Annotated in this window: 10 protein-coding genes and 1 pseudogene; 6 read left to right on the forward strand and 5 right to left on the reverse strand. The window is 33.9% G+C overall.

Annotated elements, in window-relative coordinates; all coding sequences use genetic code 11:
* Nucleotides 1-56: 56 nt before the first annotated feature.
* Nucleotides 57-1,325, reverse strand: coding sequence for an oligogalacturonate lyase family protein (locus ACGK9U_RS11970; protein WP_394466613.1), 1,269 nt, complete (start codon nucleotides 1,323-1,325; stop codon nucleotides 57-59).
* Nucleotides 1,326-1,583: 258 nt separating this feature from the next.
* Entirely contained in the window at nucleotides 1,584-2,960 is a 1,377-nt protein-coding gene (locus tag ACGK9U_RS11975) for a glycoside hydrolase family 28 protein (RefSeq protein ID WP_394466614.1), read from the reverse strand.
* Nucleotides 2,961-3,580: 620 nt separating this feature from the next.
* Here ACGK9U_RS11975 and ACGK9U_RS11980 point away from each other — a divergent pair.
* From ACGK9U_RS11980 to rhaM, 6 genes are all read left to right on the forward strand, one after another.
* Complete coding sequence (locus ACGK9U_RS11980) at nucleotides 3,581-6,649, forward strand: SusC/RagA family TonB-linked outer membrane protein (protein ID WP_394466615.1); 3,069 nt, start codon at nucleotides 3,581-3,583, stop codon at nucleotides 6,647-6,649.
* Nucleotides 6,650-6,673: 24 nt separating this feature from the next.
* Nucleotides 6,674-8,632 carry a RagB/SusD family nutrient uptake outer membrane protein gene (locus ACGK9U_RS11985; RefSeq protein ID WP_394466616.1) on the forward strand — a complete coding sequence of 653 codons (1,959 nt, stop codon included), beginning with the start codon at nucleotides 6,674-6,676 and terminating at the stop codon, nucleotides 8,630-8,632.
* Nucleotides 8,633-8,921: 289 nt separating this feature from the next.
* Entirely contained in the window at nucleotides 8,922-10,262 is a 1,341-nt protein-coding gene (locus ACGK9U_RS11990; RefSeq protein ID WP_394466617.1) for a glycoside hydrolase family 105 protein, read from the forward strand.
* Between the two features lie 13 nt (nucleotides 10,263-10,275).
* Entirely contained in the window at nucleotides 10,276-11,652 is a 1,377-nt protein-coding gene (locus tag ACGK9U_RS11995) for a sulfatase (RefSeq protein WP_394466618.1), read from the forward strand.
* Between the two features lie 13 nt (nucleotides 11,653-11,665).
* Nucleotides 11,666-12,682, forward strand: coding sequence for a family 43 glycosylhydrolase (locus ACGK9U_RS12000; protein WP_394466619.1), 1,017 nt, complete (start codon nucleotides 11,666-11,668; stop codon nucleotides 12,680-12,682).
* Nucleotides 12,679-13,002 carry an L-rhamnose mutarotase gene (gene rhaM / locus ACGK9U_RS12005; RefSeq protein ID WP_394466620.1) on the forward strand — a complete coding sequence of 108 codons (324 nt, stop codon included), beginning with the start codon at nucleotides 12,679-12,681 and terminating at the stop codon, nucleotides 13,000-13,002. The genes ACGK9U_RS12000 and rhaM overlap by 4 nt, the downstream gene beginning before the upstream one ends.
* Nucleotides 13,003-13,083: 81 nt before the next feature.
* Here the strand turns inward: rhaM and ACGK9U_RS12010 are convergent, their stop codons facing one another.
* The 3 genes and pseudogenes from ACGK9U_RS12010 to ACGK9U_RS12020 form a co-directional block, all read right to left on the reverse strand.
* Complete coding sequence (locus ACGK9U_RS12010; RefSeq protein ID WP_394466621.1) at nucleotides 13,084-14,703, reverse strand: T9SS type A sorting domain-containing protein; 1,620 nt, start codon at nucleotides 14,701-14,703, stop codon at nucleotides 13,084-13,086.
* A gap of 282 nt (nucleotides 14,704-14,985) precedes the next feature.
* Nucleotides 14,986-16,737 (reverse strand): RagB/SusD family protein, encoded by a 1,752-nt coding sequence (locus ACGK9U_RS12015; protein ID WP_394466622.1) that lies wholly within the window; start codon nucleotides 16,735-16,737, stop codon nucleotides 14,986-14,988.
* Nucleotides 16,738-16,772: 35 nt separating this feature from the next.
* Nucleotides 16,773-17,173, reverse strand: a pseudogene (locus tag ACGK9U_RS12020) (SusC/RagA family TonB-linked outer membrane protein); the annotation flags it as partial.

The following is a 17,173-nucleotide window of genomic DNA, read 5'->3' on the forward strand; positions in this document are numbered from 1 at the left end:
TTGATTTCTAAAAATAAACTTTTCTAATTGAATATAAATATGGGTTGTTCTGAAACTTATAAGGTAGGTTTTTCAATTTCAACAGCATAAATTTGAGTGGTTCCTTCAAAATTGGCTCTAAAAATAATTTGTTTTCCATTAGGTGAAAAATGCACATTAGGTTCTAAATTGTAATCATGATTTTTCATGTTCACCAATTTTTTTGAAACTAAACTATCTCCTTTTGGGGTAAAATGGTAAATCCACATGCCATCTTTAGCATGTGCCACTTGACCTTCATCGCCACCATCGCCTGCAAAGGTTTTTAAATCGGGTGATATGTTAAAGTGAATAGACCATTCGTCTCTTTTTAATGCATATCTGGTTTCTTCACCCGAGTCTAAATGTTTTCCTGCTAAATAAAAGGTTTCGCCTCTAGGAATTTGAAGATCGAACCAAATGGTTTTTCCGTTAGGACTAAAAAACTCATGACCCGCAATTTCTCTGTAAACTGTTCTTTTGTGAATTAATTCGGTTTTTTTGGTTTTTAAATTGATATTCCAAATTCTATCAACTTTATGCCATGGTCCTTCGTGGCAATACATTAATAAATCGGGATCTGTTGGAGAAAATTGAATGTGGTTTAACCAAGCGTTTTCAGAATATATATTGTTGAATTCTTTGGTGTTTACATGGATGGTAAAGAGGCTTCTTTCAAGTTTAGCTTCGTAAATCTTATCAAAATAATCCGATTTTTTAGGATTCTTTTTGAAGATATCATTCTCTTCCTTAGTTATTAAAGCGCCACCTAATAAAGTTTCATTGGCATTTAAACTGGTGATTGATCCTATAATATCATCATTAAATTTGTAAATGAATTCAGTTTCATGAGTATCAACATGGGTTGCAAAAATACTATCTTTTACCATGTAAAATACTTTTCTTGTTTTTGTGCCAACAATTTCGCCTCTTTTATTGCCTTTTTGTGTTGTAATTTGGTCAATAGCTTTGGTTTCTAAATTGATAGAAAAGAATTGGTTACCGGTTTCTGTGCTCCCAGAGAAAATCATTAAATCGCTTTTTCCGTCTTTTGATTTTAAAAAAGGATTGTTATGAAAGTAAAAACTACGGTTATCACCAGTTCTGGTTACCAATTTTTCAATTTTATGCCCAGTAGTAGAATCTATCCAAACATTAACTAGTGAACTAGCTTTGCTTGTTTCCATAACTGGAATTTCCATTTTAGTTGTTTTGGTGTCTGTAACAACATCCGATTTTGATAGTTTTCCTTTACAAGAGAAACTTATTGAAATTAATAATAAAAGGAGCGTTTTAATAAGTTTCATCTTTTAATGTATTAAGTTTTTTTGTATGGATAACAGGTAACATTTTAATTTTAGTAAAAATATAATTTGCGGGAATTAATTCTATCCTGTGGCATCCTGTAAATTTATTTGTCTTTATTTATATATGTTAACCCGTTGGGTCTAATCATTCTAAAAAGTCAATTATGTACTATTAGTCACATTGAGCTTGTCGAAATGTTTCTTTTTATAAAGTCTTCGACAAGCTCAGACTGACATTTAGGTTGTAGTTGGCTTATGTTATTTAATTTTTGGTAACTCACTAAAATTAATAACATGTTCATGAATGTGTTTTTGATTGCTAATGGAATCGACCGTCACATTGTTTAAGAAAATATTTTTTATAGGAAGTTCTTCTTGACCTAAAATGCGTGATAAAAATTCTGTTTTAGTGGCCGATACATTAGTAAGATGCACATCATGTATGGGCGTTAACCTTCTTTCAATAGTTGGTACTAAATCGCGCCATTGGTAAAGCACATCGGTTTCAATGCCAAGTATACCGTTTTGTATGGCTCCTGCTTTTATATTATCAACATAGATGTTTTTTACATAACCACCGCGCCGTTCGTTGGTTTTTATAAATACCAAATGAAACATTTTAGCACCATCAACTACATTACAGTTTTCAACAAATACGTTTTCAATACCACCAGATAGTTCACTACCAATTGCCAATAATTGGTGGCCATTTATCATGGTGCAATTTCGCATCACAATGTTTTTTGAGGGCGTGTTTAATCGCCAAGCATCCTGGTTTCTTCCGGATTTTACAGCAATAGCATCGTCACCTTGGTCGAAAATGCAATCTTCTATCAAAATGTTTTGACTCATTTCCGGGTCTACACCATCATTGTTATGGCCGTGTGCTTTTACTTTAATATTACGAATAACCACGTTTTTTGAAAGGTAAGGGTGAATGGTCCAAAACGGGCTATTTTCAATTGAAACACCTTCTAGTAAAATGTTTTCGCTACGGTTAAACTGAATAAAGTGTGGACGAAAATTTGCAGTGTCGTTTACCATTTGACGTTCTTCAACAGGTTTGTTGTAAGATGCTAAATTGTAAAGTCTTTTCAAACTATTCATATGTGGTTTTGGGCGTGCAAACCACACTTTCCATACATCCATTTTGGCTTTTAGTTTCCCTTGACCAGTAATGGCAATGTTTTTACATTGGTAAGCATAAATAAGGGGCGAATAGTTATAGCACTCCATACCCTCCCAGCTTGTATGAACTGCTGGTAGATAATCTTCAGGCTTTTCAGAAAAAAGCAACACCGCATCTTTTTTTAAATGCAGATTAACATGGCTTTTTAAATGAATTTTTTTAGTAAGCCATTCGCCTTCAGGAATTATTACAATGCCGCCGCCAATGCTATTAGCTTTGTCTATGGCTTGTTGAATAGCTTTACTAGTAGCTTCTTTATCGCCTTTTACAGCACCAAAATCGGTAATTAAAAATTGCTTGCAGTTACTAAAATCAGGTATTTTAATAGTGGGCATTTCGAAAGGTGCTTCAACTTGTATTTCGATTATTTTAATATGAGCATCTTCTTTTTTGCATGAAAATATTATGGAGATTAAGATAAGTAGTAGTGTTTTAGTTGTTTTCATAAATCCTTTAGTTAATGCTTTTTAGGATTTAGTAAAAATAGAACCTAACCTAATAAATGCTATCCTGTGGCATCCTGTTTTAATATTTGAATTTTATTGATTGAGATATCTTTAAATATAATTTATCAAATCTATAAATATGACAACAAAATAATTATTATTTTATAAAAAAGACAATTTATTAACATTTTTTTAAAAAAAATCTTACAATTTTATTAATATTTTGTTAAACTAACATATTGATTAACAAATAATTAGTTTTTTAATTCTGTGTTTTTGTTGTAACAAACTGAAAACTAGGCGATAAAGGCAGGTAAGTACAGGATAGTTTGGTCAAAAATTAATTAGTAATTTGGTTAGTTATATTAAGCTATAAAAATACCAATTAAACCGCTTATGAAATCATATTTTTTTCTCCGTTCTATTTTTTAATTTTTTGAGGTTCGATAGCCTTGAAAGATATTCTTTAAGAAATAATGTATACTTTTTATTGCTTAGCAATTGTTTATAATAACCGTTTATTGTGGATAATAGTTGATAATAATTAAGCCATTCATTTCTAAAACAGTTGAAACTACACAACCAACAAACTATTTATTAACTAACAAACTAAATTATTTATGAAACAATCATTTTTAAAGTATTTGATTTGCCTTTCTTTAGTTTTTTCTGGGTTTACAGTATCTGCCCAAGTAAAAACTATTAACGGACAAGTAACGGATGCCAGTGGCATTCCACTTCCTGGAGTAAATGTGATTATTAAAAATTCTACTACAGGAGCGCAAACAGATTTTGATGGTAATTTTACATTGCAATCTAAACCAGGAGATGTTTTAGTGATTTCATTTCTAGGAATGAAAACAACTGAAATTAAAGTGGATTCAAAATCCAGTTACAGTATAGCATTAGAGGAAGATGCGTCTCAATTAGACGAAGTTGTAGTAGTTGGGTACGGCGTTCAAAAGAAAAGGGACGTTACAGGAGCGCTTGTTAGTGTAAACTCTGAAGATATCGCATCTCGTCCTGTAAATAACGCTGTTGAAGCTATGCAGGGTAAAGCTGCTGGTATCGACATTTCTTCAAATGAGAGACCAGGTCAAGTAGGAACCATAAGAATTCGTGGTAATCGTTCTATCACTGGATCAAACAGCCCGCTTTATGTTGTTGATGGTATCCCTTTAAATTCTGGAGGTATTGATTTTATAAATCCAGTAGATATCGAATCTATAGACGTATTAAAAGATGCTTCTGCAACCGCCATTTTTGGATCGCGTGGAGCTAATGGGGTTATTATTGTAACAACTAAAAAAGGTAAAAGCGGGAAGTTCACCCTAAATTTCGACACTGCTGTTACAACAGAACGAATTTTTGAAAGAGCGCCAATAATGAGTGCTGGCGACTATATTGAGTTACGTCGTTGGGCGAAACATTACGAAACCCCAACAGTTTTCCCAAAAGGAAATGCACCAACCATTGCTAATGACCGTATTATATTTTTTGATACTGGTGATCCTACTGCGTGGGCAAACATCGAGAAAGGATGGGCTGGTGGCACTTGGGACGGTTCTAAATTAACTACAACCGATTGGGCTAAATTTGTAACCCAAACTGGCATTACCAGACAGCAAACATTAAGTGTTAGTGGTGGTACTGAAAAAATGAAAGCCTATGGGTCTTTTGGATACATTAATAACACAGGTACTTTAAAAGGACAAGGCTTCAAACGTTATACAGGTATTGCTAATGTTGATATTACACCGACCGATTGGTTTTCAATGGGGGTTAATCTTAATGTTAGTTATGGGGAAACTGAATTTGGTCAATCAACCGTAGGTAGATCGGCTGTAGCAACATCTGCGGGTATTTATAATACTGCAAGACAAAATCTTCCTTATGCTTTTCCTTTAGATGCTAATGGTAATAGAATTCAAAACCCAGGTGCAGATTCTACTATTAGAAATGTTTTAGACGAGCATAAATTATCACAAGATCAACGTTTAACCATACGTGCTTTTGGTAGTTTTTATGCGCAATTAGATTTTGGTGGACTTATTCCTGCATTATCAGGTTTAAAATACCGTGTGAATTTTGGTCCAGATTTAACATCATACCGTAATGGTGTGTTTTTAGATGGTCAATCTTCAGCACGTTCAGGCACCAGTTTTGCTTCGTTAAATAAAGAACAATTAGTTTCATATACTTTAGATAATTTACTGCTTTATAACAAAACATTCGGCAAACACGATTTTGGGTTAACGCTATTACAAAGTAAAACGCAATACGCAGAAGAGTCAAGTGCCATGTCTTCGCAAAATGTACCAGTATCGAAATTCAAATGGAATGCCTTAATTCCTGCAAATGGTCCATTACTAAACCATTCATCAAATTTTTTAGAAACTGGGTTATTCTCATACATGGGTAGAATTAACTATGGCTTTGATGATAAGTACCTTCTAACAGCATCTATTCGTTATGATGCTGCTTCACAATTAGCAGAAGGGAATAAAGGTGATTATTTTCCTAGTGCATCTATTGGCTGGCGTTTAGACAAAGAAAACTTTTTACAAGGTGTTTCTTGGTTAAATCAATTAAAACTAAGAGCTGGTTATGGTGTGGTTGGTAATGCTGCTGTAGATGCTTATGAAACGCAGCCAGCACTAACACAAGTATTATACTCAACATTTTCTGGTGTTAATAACAATGCAAAGCTAGGTAATGTTGAATTAGGTTGGGAAAGAACAACACAATATAACTACGGTATCGATTTTGGTGTCTTTAAAAACAGAGTTTCTGGAAGTTTAGAATATTACACCAGCCAAACCAATGATTTACTTTTAGCAAGAGCAATTCCAAGTGTAAGTGGTTTTACAAATACTACTGCTAATATTGGACAAACTGAAGGTGAAGGTATTGAACTTACCTTAAATACTGTGAATGTAAGAACTGAAAATTTTGAGTGGAGTTCTAACTTAAGTGCTTCATGGCAACAAAACGCTATTACAGAATTACAAAATGGTGCGTTTGATGATATTGTTAATAACCGTTTTATAGGCCAGCCTCAAGGTGTAATTTATGGCTTTGAATCGAATGGTATTTGGAGACCTGAGGATGCTGTGGAAATGCAAAAATTTAATGATGCCGCTGGTAGAACTGTTTTTACATTTGGTAATGCAAGACCTGTTGACCAAAACGGCGATTACTTAATTGATGCTAATAACGATCGTGTTATTATTGGAAGTACAGAGCCTAAATATATTCTTGGTTTAACAAACACCTTTAATTATAAAAATCTTGAATTATCTGTTTTTGTGTATGGTCGTATGGGGTATATATACAATGCTGGGGGTGAAAACTTAAGTGGAAAAACTAGCCAAAGACAACTTGACTATTATACAGATGATAATACGGATGCTGAATATCAAAAACCTATTTTCTCTGCAGGTACCGGAGATGTTTACAACGGTACTTTAGGCTACAAAAACGGCTCTTTCTTAAAAATACGTAATATATCTTTAGGATATAACTTTGATGAAAGTACTTTAGAAAGAATAGGTCTTTCCAGATTAAGATTTTATTTACAAGCAACAAATCCAGGGATGATTTTTTCTAAAGTAGATTTTATAGATTTAGACACGGGAACTAGTTTTTCTAACAGAGGATTTACTTTTGGTTTAAATGTTCAATTCTAAGAAAAATTTTTAAAAAAACAAATCATGAAAAAATATAAATCATTATATATAAATTTAATGCTAGTCGCTTCTTTAGCACTTAGCACATCATGCGATCAAGATTTTCTTGAAGAAAATTACGATAATGCATACAGTAAATCTTATTTAAATACTGAACAAGGCATACTAGACTTATCTGTTGGCACTTACTACCAAGTTTTTGCTTTAGATATGAATAGAGAAGTTCCATTAACTGCAAATGAATCTGGAACAGATGAATTTCGTCTTGGAGGTGACCCTTCAAATAGATTATGGAATTCTTACGAAGCTGGTTTTGGATCGTTTGTAACCGTATCAAACTCAAATACCGTAGCTGCGGAAACAAATTGGAACAATTTATACATAGGTATTGGTAATGCTAATCAATTAATTCAGTCAGCTACTAACATAGTTTCAACTAATGATGCAATTAAAAAAGTAGCTTTAGGTGAAGGCTACTTTATGAGAGCCTATAATTATTTAAAATTGGTAAGACAGTATGGAGGCGTACCTTTAAAATTAACGGTTAGTAATACTGTTGAATTAGAATACACAAGAGCTACTCCTCAAGAAGTTTACACTCAAATTATTGATGACTTCAACCAAGCTTATAATTTATTAGCCAATACAGGTGGTCCTAATAAAATTACAAAAGATGCAGCTGCACATTATTTAGCAAAAGCCTATTTATCCAGAGCTAGTGAAATTAACGATTCCTGGAACTCTGCAACAAAAGCTGCAGATTTACAACAAGTAGTTACATTAGCAGATGATGTTATATCTCGCCATCCTTTAGCGCCAAACTTTGTTAATTTATGGGATTTTAAAGCAGCAAACGGTGCCAATGAAAAACTCTCTGAGTTAATTCTATCTGCCGATTTTAATTCAAACCAATCAACAACTGGAGGTAATCAACAACACTTATACTTTATATCTACCTACGATCAATTGCCACAAATGATTCGTAATACAGCTGGTGGCAGGCCATTTAGCCGTCTAGCACCCACTTATTTCACTTTTAATGTTTTTGACAAAGTAAACGATTCTCGTTTCTGGAAAAGTTTCCAGACAAAAGGTGCGGTAAATAATAGATCGGGAAATTATTATGTTAATGGTGACTTAGGTTTTATGTATATCATCAACACGCCTTCAGATACTCGTTTTTCTCTTACCAGAAATGACAATACTATAGTTTACTCAAAGACCGGAAAAACAATACCTACAGTATTTGTTGCCTATGCTGGTGATTCATTTATAAATAATAGAAATGGTTTGTCGAGTGATGTAAGATTCCCTTCTTTAAGTAAGTATATGGATGGGTCTAGACTTGATTTTAATGCTACAAAAGGAAGTCGTGATATCATTTTAGCACGTTCTGCCGACACCTATTTATTTGCTGCCGAAGCTAAAGTTCGTTTAGCTCAATTAGGTACAGGTGCCTTTAATGATGCCTTATCTTACATAAATACTGTTCGTAATCGGGCTACCTACAAATCAGGTGAAGATCGTGCTGCTTATACAGATGGGTCTGCAGCTTGGACAGCAGCTGGACAAGGAACAAGAGCTGTTTCTTTTATGCCTGAAAATTCATATTACGAATCTAACAACATTCCTGTTACAACTGCTGCTACTAGTTTAAACATAACAAGTATTTCTAGTTTGCCAGCAGAAGATGAAGCAGTAATTACTAAGTTAGGGTACACTTCTAATTATGACCGTATGCTTTGTTTGATTTTAAATGAACGCGCTAGAGAGCTTTGTGGCGAATTTCACCGTTGGGAAGATTTGAGTAGAACTCTAACCTTAGTAGAAAGAGCTAAGGCATATAATATAGATGCTGAACCAAATATTAAGGATTTTCATGTTTTAAGAGCGCTTCCTCAGCAATTCCTTGATGCCGTTTTTAAAGATGGTCGTCCATTAACTGCCGCAGAAAAAACTGAAATGCAAAATCCTTTTTATTAAAAAATTAGTTTGTTTAAGTTTGTTGAAGCGCTATGGTATTTTTTTCCATAGCGCTTTTTTTAAATTTATTTTGAATACAGTAAAGCACAGGATACTATTAAAATAACGATAAGGTATATTTGTAATTAATTGATTGAAAATGGTTTTCTTAAGTAAATCTAGATTGAGTTTATTAAAACAACCATTTTATACCATATCGTTTATTTTAGGTCATGCTCAGCATATTTCAGCAGCATATAACTACTGGAAATTTTAAAAAAATCATTAAAACATTTAACAAAAAGGTATTATGAAGTATTTAAAAACAACAATAAAGAATGTAATCTTTTGCTGTTTATTAACGGCAATAAATGCTAATGCTCAACTTACCGATGCAACATCACCGTTACATACGCTTCAGCCAGATTACCCAACGCCTTATGTGGTTCCTCAAAGAGAGGCTGTAAAAGCGGTTTTAGACAGGGTTTACAACTTTTTAGAAGATAATAGTGCTAGCAAAATTATTAATGCCTCTACTAAAGCTGAAATTACAGATTATAAAAAAAAGGACATAGATATAACCTTTGCGCCTGGAGCTTTTAGACTTACAAGTTATGAGTGGGGAGTAACCTATGCGGGTATGTTATTGGCTTCTAAAGCTACAGGTGAAAATTATTATGCAGATTATTCAAACAAACGAATAAAATTAATAACAGATATAGCTGAAAATTATCCAGCAAAAAATATTAAAGATCCAGATATGCTTAAAACGCTGCATCCAGAAGCATTAGACTTTGCAGGTGCACTTTGTGCTGCATTTATAAAAGCTAAACAAGATGGTTTAAAAGCAAACATAGACCCGTTGGTCAATAATTATATTGACTTTATTAGTAACAAACAATTTAGGCTAGAAGATGGTACTTTAGCTAGAAATAGACCACAAGACAATACTTTATGGCTTGATGATATGTTTATGAGTGTGCCTGCACTGGCCCAAATGGGTAAATATACAGGAGACGTAAAGTATTTTGATGACGCTGTAAAACAGGTAAATCAGTTTTCAAAAAGGATGTTCAATCAAGAAAAAGGTATATACATGCATGGTTGGGTTCAATCTATGAGTGTTCATCCTCAGTTCCACTGGGCACGTGCTAATGGATGGGCGGTTATGGCAATGGTAGAATTGTTGGAAGTATTACCAAAAGAGCATCCGGGTTATTCAGAAGTTCTGTCTCAATTAGAGGCTCATATTGCGGGTTTAGTTAAATACCAAGACGGAACAGGATTTTGGCATCAACTTTTAGATAGAAATGATACTTATCTTGAAACTTCAGCAACAGCCATATATACGTATTCCATTGCGAGAGCCATAAACCGAGGATATATTGATGGATTAGCGTATGCTCCAGCAGTATTACTTGGTTGGAATGCTGTTGAATCAAAAGTAAATGACAAAGGGCAAGTTGAAGGTACTTGTGTTGGAACAGGTATGGGGTTTGATCCTGCTTTTTATTATTACAGACCTATTAATGTTTTTGCAGCTCATGGATATGGACCTGTACTACTGGCAGGAGCAGAAGTTATTATGTTATTAAAAGACAATGAGTTTGAAATGAACGATAGTTCTTTACAATTGAAATTAAAAAAATAATATTCATTTTAAAATGAAGTATAAATTGTTTTTGCCTGTTGTTTTTTCTATAATTTCTTTTTGTAGTATGTTTTCTTGTAAACAGATTCCAAAAGAAGTAGTAAAACAAAAGCAGCCAAACATTTTAGTAATTATTGCCGATGACGCTGGTTGGAACGATGTGGGGTACAATGGTTCTGAAATTAGCACCCCAAATGTAGATTGGCTAGCAAAAAACGGTGTACAACTAAACAGGTTTTATGCAAACCCAACCTGTTCACCGTCGCGCGTATCATTATTAACAGGAATGCCAGCAAGTAGAATAGGTATTGTGGCTCCTATTAGTGGTAAAAGCAACAAAACACTTCCCGATTCTATAACAACACTTCCGCAAGCATTAAAAAAACAGAATTATCAAAACGCACTGTTTGGAAAATGGCATTTAGGACTTGATATTTCTAATGGACCAAACGCTTTTGGTTTCGATTACTCGTACGGGTTTCTACATGGGCAAATAGACCAATATACCCACAGGTATAAAAATGGAGATGCCAGTTGGTATAGAAACGATACCATGATTGAAGAAGAAGGGCATACCACCGATTTAGTAACTAATGAAGCTATAACTTGGTTAACAGAAAAGCGTGATACCACTAAAAATTTCTATGTACAATTGGCATATAGTGCGCCCCATTTTCCTTTGCAAGAAGAAGATAAGTGGAAAGAACCTTATTTAGAAACTATCAAAGATGATTCGCGAAGAGATTTTGCGGCGGCCATGGCACACATGGATTACAGTATAGGATTGGTTTTAGAAACTTTAAGGCAACAAAATTTAGAAGACAATACTTTGGTTATTTTCATAAGTGATAACGGAGCTATGGAAAATTGGTATCCAGAATATCAATATGATGGCAAATTTGAACCAAACCCTGTTTTGGGCAGTAATTATCCTTTACGGGATTGGAAATCTTCAAACTATGAAGGTGCTATTCGTGTACCAGCAATTATGTATTGGAAAAACCATTTAAAACCTCAAACAAATACAAGTTACATGTCGGTTTCAGATGTAATGCCAACTATTCTTTCATTGGTTAATCAAAAGATCCCTAAAGATGTTGAAGGGGTTAATGTATGGCCATCAATTTTGAATTCAAAAACCGAAACAAATCACGATATCTACATTAGAGGACATAAACAAGAAAGTTTGATACATAAACCATGGAAAATTATTAGAACCCGTAACAAAGATAATTCACCACCAATATATGAACTCTTCAATATAGAAATCGACCCGGAAGAAAAGCAAAATGTTATAGATAAAGATGACGACCTTACTTCAACAATGAAACAATTATTAAATAAGCAATTTGCTAAAGACGATAAAACGGTAAACGTAGAATTGAAATAAACAGAAACTCTAAATGAAATTAAAATTTGCTTACCTATTTTTAATGCTATGCTGTTTATCCTGTTATGCTCAAAAAATTGACCAAGCTAAAAAAAACAATATTGCAGACAAGCCTTTGTTTAGAGACCCGGTTTTTGATGGGGCTGCCGACCCTTCCATTATTTGGAATAAACACCAGAAAAAGTGGTTTATGTTTTACACCAATAGACGTGCTAAAGATACTACCGCTAGCGGTGTAGCTTGGGTACACGGTACTAGAATTGGTATAGCAGAATCCTATGATGGTGCACATTGGACTTATAAGGATACCTGTAATATAAACTATCAAATTAAAGATGTTACCCATTGGGCACCCGATGTTATTGAACATAAAGGTGTTTATCATATGTATTTAACTATCGTTCCTGGTATTTTTGAAGATTGGTACCATCCGCGTTACATCATCCATTTAACAAGTGAAAATTTAACCGATTGGAAGTTTCAATCACAATTAAAATTAGCTTCAGATCGCTGTATTGATGCTTCTGTTTTTCAATTACCAAATGGTAGATGGCGTATGTATTACAACAATGAAAACGATGGAAAATCCATTTATTACGCCGATAGCGATGATTTATACCAGTGGGTTGATAGTGGTAAGAAAGTTGTGAAGGATAGGGGGGAAGGCCCTAAAGTATTTACATGGAAAGGTAAAAATTGGATGGTTAATGATGCTTGGAAAGGTTTGGGAGTCTATTCATCAGAAGATTTTATTAATTGGATCCGTCAAGAACACAACATCTTGCAAATTCCGGGTACAGGGGTGGACGATGCCGTAATAGGGGGGCACCCTGATGTTATTGTAAATGGAAATAAAGCCTATGTGTTTTATTTTACGCATCCAGGAAGATTATTAGAAAACAAAGGACAAGACACCTACGAAACACGAAGAAGTTCAATTCAAGTAGCCGAATTGGAATATGTAAATGGTGAAATAGTTTGCAATAGAAATAATCCTGTTTATATTAATCTTAAACCATCTAAAAAATGAGCAATACAAAAAGAAACGCTTTTAAAATGAAATTAAAATCGGGTTTTGAAACAGAGTATAAAAAACGTCATGATGAAATTTGGCCAGAGTTGGCAACACTACTTTCAGAAACCGGTATTCAAGATTATAGTATTTTTTTAGATGAAGAAACCTTAACGCTTTTTGCGGTTCAAAAAATAAGTCAAGATTTTGATGAAGCTTATTTGCCAAACCATCCCATTGTAAAAAAATGGTGGGCATATATGGCAGATATTATGGATACCAATCCAGACAATTCACCAGTTGCAAAACCCCTAAAAGAGGTTTTTCATTTAGATTAAAAATTATTAAATTAAACTCAATGGGGTTAAACTAATTTATCTATTAAAAATACATTATAGCGATTTTTAAATTATTAAGAATTATTGAACAGTAACCAGTTTGCTGCTTCTTTGGTTATTGTTTCCTTTTAAAACTAATAAGTAATTACCCGACGCTAACTTGTTTCTGTTTAATATGATTGAATTTTTACCGCTTGGATAAGCTTTTTCTTTTATATCAAAAACATTTACCCCCATTAAATTATAAATAGACACTCCAATTTTAGAAGGTTGTTTTAAATTGAATTGGATCTTGGTTTCTTTTGAAAACGGATTTGGATAATTACTCATTCCTAGTTCCGCTGCAAATTCTTTGGTACTTAAACCACTATCCGATTCAGAATACCCTAAATCTGGCGCAGAACCATTATACGAAAAGCCAACATCAAAACCAGCATCAATAAGATCGCTGCCCGGGGCTAATTTCATAAAATCGGTATCAGGAAGACTGCCATCTGCTTGCCTAGGAGCCATTAATATTGTATCATCAAAGCTTATAAAATCAGCGCCAGTAATGGTTACAGGTAAATCAAAATAATTATTGTTTAATGTGCATTTGGGTTTATCTATATCTGTTAACTCTTGCGAAGTTGCACCACCACCAAGGTTGTTAGCCATTATATGGCCCCAACCAGGAACATCGGTAGCAAAATCTGTAGGGTTTAATGCTTTACAATTAAGCATGTTATAATTTACAGGATTTCTATAGGCAGTATTATTATACCATTTATTACCATTTAAATGATGGTTTGAATAAAACCCACGAAGTCTATTTCTAACGGCTATACAAAACTGAATAGTGTTCATTGGAATGGGGGCATATCTATTTACAATATCGTTGTAGGGTGTGCCACCTTTTCCATAGCCACCAGCTTTAAACCCGGTGCCATCACCACGAGATACAAACCCTACTGAGTAACCATTGTAGAAAGCCCAACAGTGATCTATTAAAACAGGTTCGCCCGAATTGATTAAATCAAATCCATCATCACTATTAAACCATGCGCGACAACCTCTAAAAACATTGCCGGTATCTCCATTTCTTACATGACAGCCAAAACCATCAACGTTGCCTCCTGTACCACCTTCAGAAACCGAATCATAGTTTTCGTAAGCGTCACAATTTAGTATTAGGTTGTTGGAACCTCGTAAGATGTATACACCAATGGCCATATTATTGTGCATGCTAATATTTTCTAGTGTATTGTTGCTACCTTGAATTTCAAAACATTCAGATTGTGTATGGGTTGTTATAGTCACTTGTACACCAATTACTTCAATGCCTTTAATATGTATGTTGCTGCCATTAATATAAAATGCTGTAATACGGTAGTTGGCAGGTTTAATATTTTGGTAATCAAAAACGGGTTTTTCATCTTGATAAGCAAAATAGTTTATACCATTTTTATCTAGTTTGGTTACGTACGCCCAAATGCTAAAGTATTGTGCTATTTGGTCTTCTCTCATGGTATAAAGTCCTCCCCTTATATAAACAGTATCCCCAGAACTGGCTAATTGTTGTGCTCTTTTAATAGATTCAACTGGGTTATTTATATCTCCGCTATTTGCATCGTTGCCAGTTGGTGCCACATAATAATCTGTTGCATATGAAAATATGCTGGCATACAGAATTGTAATAATAGTTAAGTATTTCTTTAGCATAGCATTATTTTTAAGTTAATAATTTTAGAATCATCAAAATTTGAAATCCTAATTATGAAAAGTTTCAAATATGATTCTAAGGATTAATTGATATGGTCGATTTTAAATTGGGTTTAATAAAATAGATTTTTAGACCAATAAATTAATGAATTTTAATTTATTGGTCTAAAAATCTATCTAAATAATAAACTTTGTTAAGTTATCTTTTACAAACAAATTTGATTTATATTGCTATAAATCAAATTTTAGACCGCATACATTAAGTAATTGGCTGTATTTTGTTTATTCTTCTTTTCTCCAATTGAAAGGCAAGTACCAATTATCAATGTTCATTAACTTGGTACGTACTTCATTAGCTTTTGGATTGCCTTCTTTAACTAATTTATCGTAAATTTTATCAGCTAAAAAAGCAGGGTCGTTACGTCTTAAAGCTATGCGTACTAAATCTCCCCAACGGTCACCTTCAAAGGCTAACTCTAAAGCAGCTTCTTTAATAAGATTATTCTCAATAGAAATTAAACTGTCTCCTACCACTGCAGCTCTTTGAACATACGCACGGCCACGTATTCCTCCATTACGGTGCCAATCTCCACGGAAGTAAGGGAAATCGCCTTGTCTAGCATCAAAATTATATGGGAACGGAAGTTTGGTCTGTTCGATATTGGTTACATCTGTTTCTCCATCTACTGTATACTCAGCTTGAAGACCAAAATTCAATAGGGCATTTGCTAAACGGTGTTCACCATCACGGTTAGCTGCTTCTGCATAGCGTAAATGAAGCTTTGCAGCACGATAAAGTAGCCAATCTCCATCTCTAACAAATAAATCAATGGGTGTTTTAGTTGTAGAATTAAGATAGCGATATAAATATTTCATGATAACAGGTTGACCATTAATGATGTTGTAAGAGAATTTTTGTCCTCTTGCATCATATGGAAAGCCGTTACGTTGTACTTGGTCATCCCAAAGGCTCATAGCGTTTTGTGAGGGTTTTACTAAATATTTTCCACCTTGATTAGAAAACAGATCTATAAATGGGTTTTTAGGCGCAAAATCAGTATCAAATGGTAAAGACCAAATCCACTCTGTATTCCATAAAACATCTTTTTCTCTCGCAAAAATAGACCTCCAACCTTGTGTGTTGTTATCTACTAATGATCTAGCGTCTTGTTCTCTAAATCTTAAATACCCTACAGCTAAATCATTATTTGTTGCTACTTCAGCGTATTTAACACGATAAGTGTCGAAAAGAAATGATAGATCTCCACTACCGGTGCCTGTTTCCATAGCCATTTTGTAGTGGCTTGCTGCTTGCGCATAATTGCCTTTCCATAATTGTAGATCGCCTAAAACACATTCTTTGTTAATGAAAAATTTAGCAGTATTATAACCATCTACATTAATAAGTAATGTACTACCAGCACTATATGTGTCTGTATATGGTAAACTTTCAGCAAAGTTTACCAATTCATCAATTAATTGATTAAAAGGGATTCGAGTGTACTGGTTAAGGTTTTGTATGTCATTAATATCTTCAATTGGATCAGTAATATAAGGAACTTGCCCATAGTGCATGCCTAATTGTAAATATAGCCAGCTGCGTAAAATACCAATATCAGAATAGCGCTCATTAAATTCATCAACATCCATTCTATTATCTGCAGCCATAGCTTTAAAGTTTTTAAGGACATCGTTGCATAAATTGATTACCTCATAAAAATCTTTAGGGTTGGCATATGGATTATCTATAGTTACGGAATGCTCATTTAATTCTTGTAGAGTTAAATTAGCATTAATGGTTGGACTAAGTAGGTCTGCTCTTAATTCGTTAAGGATTACATGTTTTTCCGCAAGCCCCATAAGTTTACCATAAATACCAACTACGGCTGCATCTGCATCAAATATATCGCGATAAACCTGATCGCTATTTAATTTATCTTGTGGATCTACTTCAACAAAATCTTGGCAAGAAGTAAAACAGAATAGAATACTTATAGCACCTAAAAAGTAATTGTTCCTAATATTTTTGATCATTGTTTTCATTTTTTTAACTCTAAAATTTTTAATCATTATAGTCCTAAACGCAATCCTATTTGTACTGTCATGAATTGAGGCATAAGACCTATATCAACACCTTGTCCAAAAATAGACGAAGTAGCACTAAACTCAGGATCGTAACCTAGGTAATCTGTAATAGTAAATAGGTTATTTCCACTTGCATACAGTTTCATGTATTTTATGTAGTTTGATTCTATATCAATATCATATGATACCACAAGTGTTTTAAGCCTTAAGTATGAACCATTTTCAATCCATCTGCTAGAAAATGATGCATTCCCTAAAGGGTCTCCCCAAGTAGCTCTTGGAATTGAAGTTTGTTGGCCTTCTGCTACCCATCGGTTTTGTATAGCGGTACTTTGATTTTCGTAACCACTCATTTTCTCAATGTTTTGGCGTACACCGTTGTATA

Source organism: Mariniflexile sp. HNIBRBA6329, from assembly GCF_043558645.1.
Classification (GTDB): Bacteria; Bacteroidota; Bacteroidia; order Flavobacteriales; family Flavobacteriaceae; genus Mariniflexile.

What these genes read in the sequence shown, in the direction of transcription:
- ACGK9U_RS11970 (WP_394466613.1), bottom strand. Translation starts at nt 1,325, where the DNA reads ATGAAACTTATTAAAACGCTCCTTTTATTATTAATTTCAATAAGTTTC.
- ACGK9U_RS11975 (WP_394466614.1), bottom strand. Translation starts at nt 2,960, where the DNA reads ATGAAAACAACTAAAACACTACTACTTATCTTAATCTCCATAATATTT.
- ACGK9U_RS11980 (WP_394466615.1), top strand. Translation starts at nt 3,581, where the DNA reads ATGAAACAATCATTTTTAAAGTATTTGATTTGCCTTTCTTTAGTTTTT.
- ACGK9U_RS11985 (WP_394466616.1), top strand. Translation starts at nt 6,674, where the DNA reads ATGAAAAAATATAAATCATTATATATAAATTTAATGCTAGTCGCTTCT.
- ACGK9U_RS11990 (WP_394466617.1), top strand. Translation starts at nt 8,922, where the DNA reads ATGAAGTATTTAAAAACAACAATAAAGAATGTAATCTTTTGCTGTTTA.
- ACGK9U_RS11995 (WP_394466618.1), top strand. Translation starts at nt 10,276, where the DNA reads ATGAAGTATAAATTGTTTTTGCCTGTTGTTTTTTCTATAATTTCTTTT.
- ACGK9U_RS12000 (WP_394466619.1), top strand. Translation starts at nt 11,666, where the DNA reads ATGAAATTAAAATTTGCTTACCTATTTTTAATGCTATGCTGTTTATCC.
- rhaM (WP_394466620.1), top strand. Translation starts at nt 12,679, where the DNA reads ATGAGCAATACAAAAAGAAACGCTTTTAAAATGAAATTAAAATCGGGT.
- ACGK9U_RS12010 (WP_394466621.1), bottom strand. Translation starts at nt 14,703, where the DNA reads ATGCTAAAGAAATACTTAACTATTATTACAATTCTGTATGCCAGCATA.
- ACGK9U_RS12015 (WP_394466622.1), bottom strand. Translation starts at nt 16,737, where the DNA reads ATGATCAAAAATATTAGGAACAATTACTTTTTAGGTGCTATAAGTATT.